Raw genomic sequence first — 15,416 nt, 5'->3', positions numbered from 1 at the left:
CGGCGTACCAAGAATAGCTTCTAGTAAAGACCAGGTGACTTTGGAATTCCACTGAGTGCAATCAGTAGAAACGAGGCTGAGGAAATCAACACGCCGAGCGAAACGGCCTTCGTAAGATGAGTGTTTTCAAGAATCCGTCTGTTGCTGAGTGCAAGGCCTCCGCTCAAGAATGGAAGAATCGGAAGCAGGTAACGGCCCTGAGGCTGGAAGTCATAAAGCCAGCTAAACCCAATGGCTGCCGAAAGAACGGTAAAAATCCCTACAGCCATCGCCAGTTGGACCCTTCCCCTTGACGGAGACTGGCAGCCCACTCTACCGCTTAGTGCGAATATAACAACCCAAGTGCCAATGATCAGCGCAATGACCAGATAAGAAAAGAAGGCTGGGGGGCCGATGTTGAGGTATCCGTAAACCCCCGCAAAGCTCCGGAGGCTCCACGAGAACCACTCCCGCTCAGTCAATACTTCAGTCAGGCTGACTCCCTGCTCGTAAAGGTGAAAATTCTTGGACGCCTGGCCATCCCCGATCGAGCTGGGCTTGAAGGCAGGTGAGGCATTTGATTCGATTGCCGCGCTTAGTATCGAGGATCTCTCGCTTGTAAGGGGCAGTGGATTGTTCCAGCTCTCGTCGATCATCTTCATGAAAATGACGATCGATGCAGCACCAACAAAGATGCAGAGTGTATTGCGCGCGCGAACGTTCTGCGCAAGCGTAGTAAAGAGACATCGGAGAACCGTTGTCATCGGCCAGGCAACGAGGAGCAAGCCGAGAAGGATCAAGATCTCTGCAATTGCGCTGCTGTCCTCCGAACGTCTTGTGTCGAGAAGGAGAAATACGCCGCTGAGTGCAACTATCCAGCCAAGAGCCAGCGTAATGAAGCGCTTTGTCGGCATTCGCTCCATTTCCGCGACGTATAGCAGAAAAATAACGCCAAAAACTACCCAATAGTTAGGCTTTGAAAGCAGCAATAAGCCCGCGCAGGCGCCAACGAGAAGCGCAAGCATGCGAGTCCCTCCCGCGGAGCTCCCGGCTCTCACACGCTGCCCGAGGCGCATTGCGCCAACCATCACGAGTACGGCCAGGAAGAGGGGTAGGGCGTCCCCATTGAAATACGAAAACACATACCAGGCCTGAGGCACGAAAAGTAGTGGAATGACTCCAATCCGCACTTGCAGGGAAAAAGCAGCACCAAATACCAGCAGGCCGAGCAGCGCTACGTTGAACAGCCTGAGCGCTACAACGTCGTTCTGTACCAGAGGCCAGACTGCAACTGCAAACTTTGCCGCCATCAGGTAGACGGGATCGGTTCCCGTCATGTATGCCACACCGTAGCGATTGGTCCTGTGCGCTTCCAGTGTCTCGGGCGAACCGATCCTTGGTTTGACCCAGTGATCGAAGTAATAGTGCGCGCTGCCGACGTGTGACAGTTCGTCCGGGTGAACAGAAACGTCGGTTCTTGCGACGAGCGTCATCGTGGTCACGAGGGTTAAGGCGACCAGTGAAAGGCCGATCCAGATATCGCAGTGCGATGTCTGGGGCCCGGCATACGCTCGGTTACTTGCCAGATAGTGTGCAGCGAGCCAGCAAAGTGGAATGAGCAACACGAAGGCCCAACGTGGCCAGATGACACGAGCCACTCGAGTGTCGATGTTGCTAACATCCCAAACCTGCGGTTGTGAAATGGGCAGAGAGTCCTTCCTGCTTGGGCGCGTGTCACGGGCGAAAATGCCCTCGCCCCCAAGGCGCCTTTCCGGGCCACGTAGTGTGGATACGCGCTTGCCGTAATAAGTGATTGCCGTCAGCGACACGGACTGGGCGATACTCGTCTTATTGTCGCTCCTGAGCGAGACAGAAGCCAGTTCGCAGCGGGGCAGTGGAAGCCGATACTCATGATAGCCGGCTGTTACAACCTGCCGGTGCCGAAGCGCGCCGAGTCCGTCTCGGCATCGGGCATCAATGACAATGTGGGCTGTGTCCGCGGAATCGATCCAAGTTGCCATGCGATACGGATTGGAAATCCAATGCACCGCAGAAAACCCGAGCGCCAGCGCGGACAAGACAAAGAAGTACAGTGCCTTGCGTCGCGTTAGCGATAATATTTTTTCCACCTTGGCCTCGATTGGAGAGCGATCCCGAATTACCGCGCTGCGGCGATGACCTTCTCAACAACTTCATTCTGGTGCTCCTCGACGCCGAGCCAGAGAGGCAGTCGAACGAGCCTCGCTGCCAGCTCGGTTGTGTGAGGCAAGTCGCCCGTCGAGCGACCGTAGCGGCGCCCTGCAGGTGAGGAGTGAAGAGGTACATAGTGAAAAACGCTGTGGATGCCACCATCGCTCAAGGTGGCGATGAATTCAGTGCGTTTCTCGAGCGTGGGCAGCAGGACCTGATACATGTGAGCGTTGTGCTCACAGCCGCCGGGGATCATTGGTCGTCGGAGCTTCCCTGCGCTCTCCAGATTCTTCAGGGCGTCGTGGTATGTACTCCAGATACCCAGCCTTGTGCGTGTAATCGAATCCGCCTCTTCCATCTGTGCCCAAAGAAAGGCAGCAATCAATTCACCGGGTAAGTACGAGGAGCCTGTATCCACCCAGGTGTACTTATCGACCTGTCCCCTGAAGAACTGACTTCTGTTTGTGCCCTTCTCTCTGATGATCTCAGCGCGATTGGCGAACTGCTCATCGTTAACCAATAGAGCACCACCCTCCCCTGAGATAATGTTCTTCGTTTCATGGAAGGACAGCGCACCCAAGTGGCCGATCGAGCCCAGCGGGCGACCTTTGTAAGAAGACATGATGCCTTGTGCGGCATCCTCGATCACAAGCAGTCCATGCCGCTTGGCGATATCCATCACCGTGTCCATCTCGCAAGCCACTCCTGCATAGTGGACCACGACGATAGCGCGAGTCCTTGCAGTGACTGCCTCCTCGATAAGGGACTCGTCGATATTCAGAGTGTCGGGTCGAATATCGACGAAAACCGGCGTCGCGCCCCGCAAGACGAATGCGTTTGCCGTCGAGACAAAGGTGTATGAGGGCATGATGACCTCGTCACCGGGTTGGACGTCAGCAAGTATCGCTGCCATTTCAAGCGCCGCCGTACATGAGTGTGTGAGGAGCGCTTTGCAGGATCCGGTGCGAGTCTCGAGCCATCGTGAGCACATGCGAGTGAAGCTTCCATCCCCGGCAAGGTGGCCGTTCGCGTGTGCCTGCGCGATATACCAGAGCTCCTTTCCCGTCATGTAAGGCTTGTTGAACGGAACCATTTTTGGGTAACCCTTGCAAGGTATGAGTATGTCACGACTGTCGGAAAACCCAGAGCTTCTGGAGCGTGAAAATTAAGCATGCCAGCCCGAGGATTGTGACTCCCTGAACTATCTGATGAGGGAGTTGAAGTATGTCAACGAAATAAACAAGTATGGCGTAGTTAATAGCATAGCCAAGACCATAGGTGAGGCAGTATTTTAAGAATACGATACGGTTTCTTCCAAAGTATTGAAAAGACCATCGCTTGTTGAAAACAAACGTCTGAAAAATGCCTATAACGTAGAGAATTGTCATTGACAGCTTGGGGGAGACGTTGTTTGCCGTTAAGGCGAGATAAATGACGTACCCAACCGCATTAGATGTTAAGCCAACGACCGCGTAGCGAAGAAATTGTGTGATTGTTGCAGTCATTTCTTCGTGGAGTGATTTCGCCATCCCCAGATATAATAAGAGGCTTCGGGGCCTGTATTAAAAATGAGGTCAAGAATGGTTACATTGTGATCAAAAGGTGGATGGCGCTGGCTGTATTCAGGATAGCCTTGATAGTCCTTCCATTTCAACGAAATTCCGGCCTTAAAGAACTCGTTTTCGTCGATATAGCTACGACCCGCAGGGCCGGAAATGTACTCCGTGGCTTGTGCCTGGGAAAGAAGATCTAATAGCCTGTCTTGCTTGGATCCTTTCAGATTAAAATTTCGAGAATCGAGAAATTCCGTTTCTATTCCAAGGATAAGTTTGGATATATTCGAAATTAGGAACTGATTTAGTTCAGACAGGTTTTTCCACTGGCGATCGAGATAGATCTGCGCAAAAAAATCCTTGTAATCTTTAAAATAGGGGCATTGGCTGTAGTTCTGGGAGATTGACTTCCAGTGCTTTATCTGCCACGTGGAATTTGGAAGTTCTATCTCGCATATCCTGCTCTTGATGGCGGAGCCTGTAGGGATAGTGAGCCATGTGGCTCCAGTGGGTGTCTTGATCTTATTCCGGTTCCGCCAGTCGTTCTTCGTATATTGGACGTCATCATAATATATGAATACGTCAGCGTCGTGAATTAGGTCAAAATACCCTTTCCATGGAATATAGTTGGACTGAAGAGCCACGATCGTTTTCATTGTGTTGTCCCTGTGAAGCGTGTTTGAAGCTTGAGAAAACTCGAAGGGGGTACTTCACAATGGTCCGAAATCGTTGAGCCAGCACCTATGAATGTATTTCGTCCAATCTGAGAATGCCCGCAGACCGTTGTTGACGGGGAGAGGAATGTATTTTCACCGATCACCACATCGTGGTTTATGCACACTGCTGGCCAAGCGACAACGAAATTGCCGATACGTGCACGAACATCAATTATAGCGCCTGCCATTATCATACAGCCGTGGCCTATTGAAGCAGAGTTGGCAACATAAGCGCGCGGGTGAATAAGTGACGGTGTTTGATATCCAGATGCGTGAACACGGGCGCAGATGGTTTGGCGTGCGTGGAGATTCTTGTATCCAATGGCGACCGCGACTCCATGGGTTTCTGGCGGGTGCGACAGTCGTGTCGATTCGAAATTTCCAATGATTCCCGGTCCAGTATTAAAATCGTCAATCAATCCGATGACGTCGTGGCCGCAGTCTGTTGCGAGCGCAGAGACTGTATTTGCGAAATCCATCGAGCCGTAAATCAATAGTTTCATCACCTAGCTCAGCGAATTAGTGTTTCAAGTCCGGCGACCGATTAGGTAAAGTGGCTTTTTTGATGTTTTAAAGTTCATGCGGCCAAGATACTCTCCGAAAATTCCAAGGACGAGGAGTTGTATGCCGCCGAAGAAAAGAATTGCGGCCATGATTGAGGCAAAGCCGGAGACCGAAATTCCTCCTAGGAGGTAACGCATCACGATGACAAGAAGCCATGTTATTCCCATCGCGGATGCGAGTATTCCAGCCCAAGAGGCGATTCTTAAAGGTGCGTCTGAGAAGGTCACAAAGATGTTGATCGTGTGAGTGATCAGTTTGCGGATCGTGTAGTTGCTTTGTCCATGAAGCCGCGACTCATGAGGTACTTCAACTGTAGTGCAGCGGTTCGTCAGCCAAGATAGGTAGCCGTCAACAAAGGGAAATGGCGAGTCAAACCGCTGGAGTTCGCGCGCGATGTCGCCCCGGATTACTCTAAAGCTGGTGTACGTGTCGTTCAGTGACGGAATCGCCTTCTTGAACAGCCAGCGTGCAATTGATGATGTGATATTTCGCCAAGGTTTGTGGGTTCGCTGTGGGTATACCCCATAGATCAGATCGAAACCGCTTTGCGCTTTTTGCACTAGTTCGGGAATTTTTTCGGGGGGTTGTTCTAGGTCATCATCCAAGGTGGCGATCCACTCGCCACGGGATTGAGCGAATCCACAAATGGTCGCGGCGTGTTGGCCAAAATTGCGGCTCAACTGAATTCCAAAAACGCGGTTGTCCATTTGCGCGATCCGGGATATGACCTCCCATGAGTTGTCGCCGCCGCAGTCTTCTACCACGATGATCTCAAAAGAGAGTTGGGTTGGCTCGAGAGAGTCGATTAAGCGCTTGTAGAGTGTTGGGAGTGTGGCCGCCGAACGGAACACGGGGATGACGATGGAAAGGTCGAGGCGCACGATTAGCTCTTTCTGGCAGAAAACGCTGATCTCTGAGACTCAGCGGAAAATAGTAGGATTAGATAAGTTTCTTGTGGTACGGAGAGGAGCCCTACAACTGAAGGTCATAGTCTTGAGGTTTCTAGGGTTCCAGCGCAATCGAGTGGGCGCGTTTCTTCATCGAATTTCGGGAGGGCTAGAGGACGTATCCAAGTTGGTCCGAGATCGTTTTGACGTGCCGTCGAAGCAAGGATCTTTCGAGTGCGTTAATTACGACCTTCGCGCCGCCTAGCTCGGAACTGCCCACCTTGTTCGTCAACACGCTACGGTCTACCTCGGTACAAAGATAGGCATTAAGGGCCTCGAGTGGTGGTTGCTTTCCAATTAGGTCCTCGTAGCGTACGAGCAGGGCATCCAAGTGCTCGGCTTCCTGCAGGTAGCCTCTCATCAGCTCGCTCCAGTGCGCTCCAAAGTGGCTGGGTGTAAACACCGGCCGATCCGGGAACACGTCATACCAGCTCCGTCCATATCGGGCGTACGAACGATAGGCCTCGAGCGGATTGCGGTACAGCAGCAGAAAGCGCGCTTTGGGATACAGCCACTTCAGGTAATGCGCGTGCTCGGCCGTCAGCCGCACCTCCTTGATCCCCCAACGCTCGGCGCCGGCGCGGCGCGCGGGTTCGGCAAACAAGGTGTCGAAGAACGCGCGGTGGGCCCGGCGCAGGTCCTGCAGCCCCGGGAACAGGTTGGCGATCCATTCGCCCGACAGATCCTGCGGCGCGCTGCCGTCGTAGAAGTAATCGGATGGCGGCCAGCCTTCGCGGAAGGCCTTCATGCCGGCCGCGAGCGCCTGGATGGTGCCGCACTCGTCGTAGGGTTCGCCCCAGATCAGCACGCGCGAGTCGGACATGATCAGGCGCTGCAGCATGGTCGAGCCCGAGCGCCAGCCGGCCGACAACAGGAAGATGGGCGATTCGGTGTCGTCCTCGTCGGCCTGGGTGTGGGCGCGCAGGATCTCGACGCCGCGGGCGACGCTGGGCTGCCGCAGCAGGGCTTGACGATGGGCGGCGCGGGCCTGCGCGGGCCCCTTGAAGGCGGTGATGAGGTCGTCGATCAGTTTCATGGACTTGTCCGGTATTCGATTGCGCCCAGGCCTTGCATCAGCTCCCGTAGCGCATCTCGCGCCTGGCCAAAGGAGAGCTGGCCGGCCTTGTACTGTGCGAGGACTGTCGCCGCGCGCGGCCGCAGTTGCCGCGACAGGTAATCGCGCATCAGCTTCTCATGCCATTGCGACAGGCGATACGAGCGCTTCTTCAAGAACCCGTGCAGACCGCCGAGCGTGCGGTTCTTCAGGCCGGCCGGGTTCCGTGCCAGAAGCCCGACCATCCCGTCGACGAGCTGGTTCTCGTCGATCAGCCCGTTCTTGTAGCGCACCAGCACGTCCGATGCCTTCACCTCGGCAAAGCGCGACAGGTACAGCGTGTCGTCGTCGCGGCGGAAGTAGTACAGCGGCTCGGCGATGTGGCACGCCTCGAACTGCTTGGCGATGCGGATGAAGTAGTCGTAATCCTCGACCAGGAACAGCTCCGGGTCGTAGTCGCCCACCGCCTCATAGGCACGCCGGGTATACAGAAAGCAGGCGCCGATGTGGTTGCCTTTGTCCAGCTGCAGCGAGGCGGGCAGGCGATCGTGCTTGGCGTCGGTGGGGCGGCCGACGGCGTCGACCTCGGCGAACATGTAGTAGTCCGCGTACACCAGGTCGCAATCGCCACGATCGAGCACCTGCACCATGCGCTCGATCGCGGTGTCGGCAAAGAAGTTGTCGTCCGAGGTCCAGGTCAGGTACTGCCCGCGCGCCAGCGCAAAGCCGCGGTTGAGCGCGCGCGGCAGGCGCAGGTTGGGCTCGTTGCGCACGTAGCGGATGCGCGGGTCGTCGAAGCGGGCCACCACCTGTGGGGTGTCGTCGGGCGAATTGTCGTCGACCACGATCAGCTCGAAGTCCCGGAACGACTGCGCCAGCACGTTCTCGATCGCCCCGCCCAGCAGGTGCGCCCGCTTGTAGGTGGGCATCACGATGCTCACCCGCGGCGTGGTGGTCGAAGCGCTTACGCTCATTTGGCGGAAAGTCCCGCGTCGGCCAGGATGCGGCGCACGATGCGCTGGCTGGCGGTGCCGTCGCCGTAGGGATTCACCTTGGACGCCATCGCATGGTAGGCGTCCGCATCGTCGAGCAAGCGCGAGGCCTCGGCCACGATGGTGTCGGCGTCCGTGCCGATGACCCGCACCGTGCCGGCTGCCACCCCCTCGGGGCGCTCGGTGACCTTGCGCATCACCAGCACCGGCTTGCCCAGGCTGGGCGCTTCTTCCTGCAGGCCGCCGGAGTCGGTCAGCACCATGTAGGCGCGCTTCATCAGGTGCACCAGCGGCATGTAGTCCAGCGGGTCGATCAGCAGCACGTTGTCCAGCCCATGCAGCGCGTCATTCACCACTGCGCGCACGTTGGGGTTGCGGTGCACCGGGTAGACCATGACGATCTCGTCGCGGTACTTCAGCGCCAGCTCGCGCAGGCCGCGGCACAGGGATTCGAAAGGCTCGCCAAAGCTCTCGCGGCGGTGTGCGGTGACCAGCACGATGCGCTTCGAGCCGAAGGGCAGGGTGTCGAGCACAGTGCCGGCAAAACTGTAGGGCCGGTTCGAGACATCGAGCAGGGCATCGATCACCGTGTTGCCGGTCACCTCGATCTGCGCCTCCGGGATGCCTTCGTTCAGCAAGTGGCCCTTGGCCATGTCGGTGTGCGGGAAGAAGACGTCGGCCACCGCATCGATCATCTTGCGGTTGGATTCTTCCGGATACGGATTGTGCTTGTCGAAGGTGCGCAGCCCGGCTTCCACATGGCCCACGCGCACGCCGGCATAGAAGGCGGCCAGGGCCGCGGCCATCGAGGTGGTGGTGTCGCCCTGCACCAGCACCAGGTCGAAGGGCTCGGCACGCAGGATGCGGCCGACCTCTTGCAGCACCGCCACCGTGATGTGCTCCAGCGTCTGGTTCTCGCGCATCAGTTGCAGGTCGTAATCGACGCGGATGCCGAACAGCTCGATCAGCGGCGCGACCATGTCCTTGTGCTGGCCGGTGAGGCAGTTGCGGTTGTCGATCAGGCCCGGATGCCGCTCGAGCTCGGCGATCAGCGGCGCCATCTTGATGGCCTCCGGCCGGGTGCCGAAGACGGTGAGTACCTTAAGCATGCTTGCCTACTCCTGCCTGCTTGAGTCGCCAGGCATCGAGGAAATACTTGACCGCCCAGCTGATTTCGGCGCCCGAGATGTACTTGGCGCCCTCTCCGTAGCTGCCATTGAAGCCGCCCGACTTGTTCTGGATCTTCTCCAGATAAGCCATGGCGCGGTCAGCCGGCTCGCGCTTGCCCAGCGTGTACCAGACGATCGCGTACTGGGCCATGCCGGTCGAGCAGATCCAGCTTACGTCCGGGTAGGCGGGGATGCTGCCGTCGGCGCGCTGCACGCGCTCCACATCGGCCATGCCCTGCGCGGCCAGCTCGAGTTCGCCCATCTCGCACAGCGCCTCCATGGCGTAGGCGTGGAAGTGCGTCAGTCGGTTGAAGGGCACCAGGTCGGGGCGATGCTTGTAGTGCTCGAGCACGAAGCGCGCGCCCTCGGTGTATTTCGGCTCGTTCAGCAGCCGGCCGGCCTCGGCGAGCGGCGGCAGGGCGTAGGTGTGGATCAGGTCGCTGGCGATGCCGGTCCACAGCTCGGTGGAAGGCGTCATCAGCCGGCCGTCTTCAGCAACCTGGGTCAGCATCCAGTCACTGGCGCGGCGCAGGGACTCCCGAGTGCCGGGCACGTCATCGATCGCGGCACACAGGCCGCGCATGATTTGCGCCGTGTCGAAGGTGTAGGGCGTGCCATCCGGTGCGGGGAAGGCGCCGTCGGGCAACTGGATCGACATCAGCCAGCGCGTGCAGGTGCGGGCGAGCTCGGTTTCGCCCCACTGATAAAGCGTGGGGATGTAGTAGCCGGTGACTTCGGGGTAGGGCACCTTTTGTCGGGTGTGCACGATGATCCCCTGGCCGGGCACCATGTTCGCCTTGAACCAGTCCATGGCGCGTTCGTAACTCGGCTTCTTCTTCGGCCAAAAAAGCATCTTCAGGATCCTTGCAGCAGGCTCAGTTCGTGGGTTCGGTAATGCGCAGGACCTGGTTGGTCCCGACGTTCGTCAGTTCCTGGCGGGCGCCGCTCGGCCATTGCACGACCACGCGCTCGGCCTGGGCCAGCTTGGCCAGACCAAAATGCAGCCGGCTGTGGTTCTGGCTGCGGTGGTGAATGCCGCCATCCTGGACGCGAGTCTGCGTGACGCCGCCGGCGGTGACAAACACGCGGGCGCCGATGCCGTCCCGGTTCGACTTCGTCCCCTCCAGGTCGATCTGCAGCCAGCGGTTGTCGTTGCCGGTGTTGCGCAACAGCCGGTAGCCGCCGCCATCCGAGGGCAGGCCAAGGCTGCGTCCCATGCTGCCGCCGGTGGCGACGAGCAGGTCGACGAAGCCGTCGCCGTCGAAATCCGCGGTCGTCACGCTGTCGCCCACCCCTGCGCGCGGCAGGGTCACCCCATTGCCGAGGGGCTGCGCCTTGAACTTGCCGTCCCCCTGGTTGATCAGCAGCAGGCTGTCGTGCATGCCGACGTCGCCCGAGCCGAGGATGAAGAGGTCGAGCAGCATGTCGTTGTTGAAGTCCGCCGCGACCACGTTCATGGCGGCGATCGGGGTCTTGTTGACGCCGCGCTTGTCGCTTTCCTCGACCAGCTTGCCGCCGCGGTTCATGAACAGGCGCTGCGGCGCGTGTTCGGCCCGTTCGGCATCGCCTTCGGCCTTCACGTCGGTGATGGCCTGCTCGGCCGCAACCGACAGTTGCACCTGCACATTTCGGTTGCGGCCCTCCGGGCTGGTGCCGGGCCCGACCAAGGTAACGCGCCAGCGGTCGGGCGCCTCGAAGCCAATACGCAGCTCCGGGCGTTCGGCTGCGCCCGCCTGCAGGCCCGCCGTCTCGGGCGCGGCCGGGTCGAGCACGAACGCCAGCGCCTCGGGCGACCGGCCCTGCGCCCCCAGGCGGACGCTCTGCAGGTTCATCAGCCCGCGCGGCAGTTTCGGCGCCACCACCAGCTTGAGCTTGCCCTTGGCGCGGAAGGAGAAGGCCGTGGCCTGGGCGAGCTCCGCCTCCTTCACCGTGATGTCCGCGATCAGCGCGTTATCTGCCGGCCGCCCGAACGCCACCTTGCCCGACGGGTTGCGGCGAGCGAGAAAGAGATCAATGTTGCCGTCGTTGTCGAAATCGCCCGCGGCGATGTCTTCGAATGCCGAAACCGGCAACAGGTCGAGCTCCTGCGCCGGTTGGGTGCGTGTGCTGAAGATCTGTGCGGACAGGTTGTTGCCGGCCACGCGGCAGACGACTTCGGGATGGTGGTCGTTGTCGAGCTCGGTGACGATGCAGAAGGGCACGGTGCGGGCACGGAAGGCGAGCGCCTGCAGCGTCTCCTCGAAGCGGCTGCCGCGCTGCAGAAAGGTGAAGGGCGGCTCGACATCGTCGAAGCGCGTCTCGGCGCCCTGGATCAGGTCGAGCTGGCCGTCGCCGTCGACGTCGAGCCACAGCGGCATGCGGGTGCGGCCCAGGGGGTTCACCACCCCCAGTGCCTCGGCGACCTCTTCGAAGCGCCCGTCGCGGTTGAGGAACAGGCGCTTGGGTTCCTCGCCCACGCCCATCTTGGCGCCGGTGAGCTGCACCAGATCCTGCCGGCCATCATTGTCGAGATCCGCCCAGGCGGCGCCGTGGCGGTCGCCATCCAGGTGCGCAGGGTCGAACCACGCCTGAGTGACGTCATCGAAACGGCCGCCGCCCAGGTTGCGCAGGAGTTGGGGGGGATTCAGGTGGTTGGTCAGGTAGAGGTCGGGCAGGCCGTCGCCGTCGACATCGCCCCAGGCTACGCCGTGGGTCATGCCCGAAAGCCCCCGTAGCCCAGCTGCTTCACTTCGGTCGACAAATGAGACCGGCTCGGACTGCGGCGCCGAGCAGGCAAACAGCATCGAAGCCGTGGTTGCGATGGCGAATGCGTTTATGAGTTTCATGGCACGAGGAAGTGATCTTTGCTAATCGAGCGCTCTTCAGCGCGTCTCAGAAGCGGGCAGGAATCGTGCTACGGCGCGTCGGAGCGCGGAGGCAATTCCAGTTGGCCTCGAGTGCGCCTGAACCACTACCGCTGCGAAGTCCAGAAAGGACTGAGCAGCATAGTGGGTCGAGAAAATCTCGTTCCTGGCATGGCTGTGGGCAAACGTCGAGAGTTCTCGGTATCTCATGGGGGTATCGAGCAGTTCTCGAATCTCCTTCACCCATGCTTCAGCATTCAGATAGTCCTCGATGCAGACTCCGCCCTTTCCAACCGCCTCGGGAAGGCCGCCGCGCGCGCTGGCGACTACCGGAATACCAAGAGACTCGGCTTCGATGACGACACGTCCAAATGCTTCTTCCCAAACAGAGGGGACAACAAGCAGTTTTGTGCGCTTATAGATGACCTCAATGTTCGGAACGCGGTCCGAGTACTCAATGTTGCCGATTACCGAAATGGTATCGGTTAGCGAACGCTTGTCATCCGCCGTGAGCGGCCATGATTCAACGATCAAGAAGCGTTGATCAGGCATCCTTCGGGCTATCTCAAGGAAGGTTTCCAGTCCCTTTACACGGTGAGGGTTGATCATGGTTATGAGGCCATCCTTCCCCGCGGGTGTACCCTCGAACGGAACGAACGAGGGGTATATGACATGGGGTCGTGACCGACAAAGCTTCTGGACTCTTTCTGCCATGAACTGACTATTGCAAATAATCGCAGCTCCAGAGCGAGCAATTGCCTTGACGGAAGAGGCAGGATCTTCCGCGTCTCGGAGAAATACTATCGTTGGCGTCTTGCTGCTGAGGCCAATCGAGGCAATGAGTTCGATGCCCTCAAGTTGAGTCCAGACGATATCTGGCTTCCACTCGGCAATGGTCTGTCGAAGGGAGTCAGGGAAGTCCTTGAGGAGCTGCACGGGATAGCCACAATCGACCTCTAGGTTTGGTCCTGACTCCGTGATGGAACGAATGCCGAGTTGGGAGTGCGTATCGAGACTAGGGGAAGCCCAAGATTCAGGCTTGAAATCACGAGAGCCTATAGCAAGGCAGCTGCAAGATAGATTGCTCGCAAGGACTGTCAGCATATTGTGCGCCGAACGGGCTGCGCCCCCTGTAAAAAATGGGTACGGGGGGCGCTCGCTTGCATATAGGATCTTCACAGTTTCTCCGGAGTCACCTGATTACGTCGGTCTGATTTATCTCAGAGGGTAGATCGTACAAATTTTCTGCATGGCATTGTCGATCTTGCATGAGCGGTTCTAGGGTGCTATCTCTGTCTTGCTCTTGACTAATAACGCTAACCCCTTCTCCGCGGTGCGTCGTTCGATTTTGAATCCGGGGAATTCATCTCGCCACTGTTGAATGATTTTGGTCTCATCATCGCGGTCAGCATCATCCAATATAATTAAACTATTCTCTTTGAGGCGAGGAATAAGTATTGGGCCGGCTGGGTATCTTGCGTGCTTCCGTAGGAATCGGGGCGGGCCGTCGACAACAAGAAGGTCGATCGGGGTGTCTGGCAACGAGTCGGTTGCATACCAAGGATACTTCTCTTTGGAAAGTGAGTACTCTTTAAGGGGCGCGTCAATGACAGTTGCCCAATCACTTAGTCCGTTTTCACTCAATAGCTTACGAGTTTTTTCGGCAAACTCGGGCCCGTTTTCGAGTGAGAAGACATGGCCAACGCCGTTAATTTGGCAGCAGCGTGCAGCAACGATTGTTGATGCTCCAGAGCTGCACTCAACAATCGTTTCAGGGCGTCTTGAGATCGCCTCGCGGCAGAGTTCAAGAAGAAAATCTGGAGAACCCGCCCAGTCTCGCAGTGGGGGGAGCGGGGTGGCTAGATCGAGAATCGAGTTCAGGGCATGAAGGGATTCGATTTGTCGATATAGCCGGAACTCGCATTCGTCCATCTTTTTAAAAAATGAATTCCGCAAGTCCCATGTTTCCAGGTCAATTCTCTTGATCTTGCGGTAAACAAAAATCACGCAAGCAAGGTTCGCGAGCAAAAGAACCAGTAATGTAGAGTTGAGGAGCATGTTTGCTTTAATGTCTTAGATGCTTATGTTTGGCCGATTCGGCTCGATGTCTTCTGTGTGAAAGAGGAGGTGGTCCGAAAGAAAGTCAGGCGTTTGCGGTTGCTATTGGTATCTGTCTCTCAAATTGCCAAGTGGAAGGCATGTGAACAAGGCCCGTTGTTGGGAATTTTGTTATATCCAGATCTCCGGGCGTGATTGTTAATGCGGCTAAGTTTTCACCATACCAAAGTGTTGCATTCATTCGGTCAACAAATATGAGACGAATACCGTAGGTGAAGGGGCGCAACGGAATGTCTGAGAAGTGGCAGCTAATCTCGTGATCTCCGACGCCGAAGTCGGGCCGTTCTTCGAGCATTGCGCTGCTAACGGAAAGGAGATGCACAAAGTCTGATGTATGGAAGCCGACAATCACTTCAGGTTTTGATATCAATCGGTTGCAGTGGAAGCGGACTCGTAAAGTCAATGGGTCGTGTAGCCGTACGCTGTTCACTGCTTTGCCAGTCTTGTCGACGGCCTCGATTGATCGTACCGTAATAACTCCAGCGTCCCGCTGAGGCTCAATAATTCCGTTCTGTGGTTGGTGTAGCGCCAGATTGTGCTCTTGTGCAATTCGAAAGAATGCACCACACACATCCCTTGGACTTCCGGTTTGAACGAGGCGGCCATGATCTAAGAGCATTACGCGCGAGCAGAGGCGTTCAATCTGCCGGATGTTATGGCTTACAACCAGCACAGTACGCCCCTCTCGGCGTATTAAGGTGTCCATTCGGTCGATACACTTCTGCTGAAACGAGAGGTCGCCGACTGCAAGGACTTCATCAACGATCAGAATGTCTGACTCGACACTGGTAGCAACGGCGAAGGCTAGTCTTACCTGCATGCCGGAGCTGTAGCGTTTAACTGGCGTGTCGATGAATTCCGACATCTCGGCGAAGTCGACAATCTCGTCGAACTTGCGATCGATCTCCTGACGCGACATGCCGAGGATCGCGCCATTCAGATACACGTTCTCGCGTCCGGTGAAGTCGGGAACGAAGCCCGCGCCTACCTCGATCAGCGGCGCGATACGCCCATTCACCTTGACGCTGCCACTGCTGGGGGTGGTCACGCGCGCCAGTGTCTTGAGCAGGGTCGACTTCCCCGCCCCGTTGTGCCCAATGATGCCGACGACCTCGCCCTGTTCGATGGTGAAACTGACGTCGTCGAGCGCCTTGAAGAGGGGGCGTTCCGGTACGGGGCGGCCGGCGAGCCGGGCGCCGGTGTTGAGCAGGGTCTGCTTGAGGCCCTGCAGGGCGCCCAAGCGGTATTCCTTGGTGAGATGGCTGACTTCGATGGCGGGCATGGGGTGGCG

The 15,416-nt window shown here is 57.7% G+C and carries 14 protein-coding genes; all 14 read right to left on the bottom strand.

Features of this window, described 5'->3' with window-relative positions; genetic code table 11:
• Nucleotides 1–20: 20 nt before the first annotated feature.
• Complete coding sequence (locus tag ACMV5O_RS00690) at nt 21–2,108, bottom strand: hypothetical protein (protein ID WP_416161660.1); 2,088 nt, start codon at nt 2,106–2,108, stop codon at nt 21–23.
• A gap of 29 nt (nt 2,109–2,137) precedes the next feature.
• Nucleotides 2,138–3,262 (bottom strand): dTDP-4-amino-4,6-dideoxygalactose transaminase, encoded by a 1,125-nt coding sequence (rffA, locus tag ACMV5O_RS00685; RefSeq protein WP_416161659.1) that lies wholly within the window; start codon nt 3,260–3,262, stop codon nt 2,138–2,140.
• Between the two features lie 31 nt (nt 3,263–3,293).
• Entirely contained in the window at nt 3,294–3,674 is a 381-nt protein-coding gene (locus tag ACMV5O_RS00680; RefSeq protein ID WP_416161658.1) for a GtrA family protein, read from the bottom strand.
• Complete coding sequence (locus tag ACMV5O_RS00675) at nt 3,671–4,378, bottom strand: WbqC family protein (RefSeq protein WP_416161657.1); 708 nt, start codon at nt 4,376–4,378, stop codon at nt 3,671–3,673. Before ACMV5O_RS00675 ends, ACMV5O_RS00680 begins: the two co-directional genes overlap by 4 nt.
• A complete protein-coding gene (locus ACMV5O_RS00670) occupies nt 4,375–4,941 on the bottom strand; it encodes a hypothetical protein (RefSeq protein ID WP_416161656.1) in 567 nt (188 codons plus the stop codon). Before ACMV5O_RS00670 ends, ACMV5O_RS00675 begins: the two co-directional genes overlap by 4 nt.
• A 24-nt stretch (nt 4,942–4,965) precedes the next feature.
• The gene (locus ACMV5O_RS00665) at nt 4,966–5,883 is read right to left on the bottom strand and encodes a glycosyltransferase family 2 protein (RefSeq protein ID WP_416161655.1); all 918 of its coding nucleotides are present in this window, start codon (nt 5,881–5,883) and stop codon (nt 4,966–4,968) included.
• Nucleotides 5,884–6,058: 175 nt separating this feature from the next.
• A complete protein-coding gene (locus ACMV5O_RS00660; protein WP_416161654.1) occupies nt 6,059–6,985 on the bottom strand; it encodes a sulfotransferase in 927 nt (308 codons plus the stop codon).
• Nucleotides 6,982–7,977 (bottom strand): glycosyltransferase family 2 protein, encoded by a 996-nt coding sequence (locus ACMV5O_RS00655; protein ID WP_416161653.1) that lies wholly within the window; start codon nt 7,975–7,977, stop codon nt 6,982–6,984. The genes ACMV5O_RS00660 and ACMV5O_RS00655 overlap by 4 nt, the downstream gene beginning before the upstream one ends.
• Nucleotides 7,974–9,104 (bottom strand): non-hydrolyzing UDP-N-acetylglucosamine 2-epimerase, encoded by a 1,131-nt coding sequence (gene wecB / locus ACMV5O_RS00650; protein ID WP_416161652.1) that lies wholly within the window; start codon nt 9,102–9,104, stop codon nt 7,974–7,976. The genes ACMV5O_RS00655 and wecB overlap by 4 nt, the downstream gene beginning before the upstream one ends.
• A complete protein-coding gene (locus tag ACMV5O_RS00645) occupies nt 9,097–10,017 on the bottom strand; it encodes a prenyltransferase/squalene oxidase repeat-containing protein (protein WP_416161651.1) in 921 nt (306 codons plus the stop codon). Before ACMV5O_RS00645 ends, wecB begins: the two co-directional genes overlap by 8 nt.
• A 22-nt stretch (nt 10,018–10,039) precedes the next feature.
• Nucleotides 10,040–11,860, bottom strand: coding sequence for a CRTAC1 family protein (locus ACMV5O_RS00640; protein WP_416161650.1), 1,821 nt, complete (start codon nt 11,858–11,860; stop codon nt 10,040–10,042).
• A 165-nt stretch (nt 11,861–12,025) separates the two neighbouring features.
• Nucleotides 12,026–12,943 (bottom strand): glycosyltransferase, encoded by a 918-nt coding sequence (locus ACMV5O_RS00635; protein WP_416161649.1) that lies wholly within the window; start codon nt 12,941–12,943, stop codon nt 12,026–12,028.
• 342 nt (nt 12,944–13,285) lie between these two features.
• Nucleotides 13,286–14,065: a class I SAM-dependent methyltransferase gene (locus tag ACMV5O_RS00630; protein WP_416161648.1), complete on the bottom strand. Its 780-nt coding sequence runs from the start codon at nt 14,063–14,065 to the stop codon at nt 13,286–13,288.
• 85 nt (nt 14,066–14,150) lie between these two features.
• Complete coding sequence (locus ACMV5O_RS00625; protein ID WP_416161647.1) at nt 14,151–15,407, bottom strand: ABC transporter ATP-binding protein; 1,257 nt, start codon at nt 15,405–15,407, stop codon at nt 14,151–14,153.
• Nucleotides 15,408–15,416 lie beyond the last annotated feature (9 nt).

This window comes from Thauera sp. WH-1, assembly GCF_047806685.1.
Classification (GTDB): Bacteria; Pseudomonadota; Gammaproteobacteria; order Burkholderiales; family Rhodocyclaceae; genus Thauera.
This window is presented reverse-complemented; position numbering and strand designations above follow the sequence as displayed.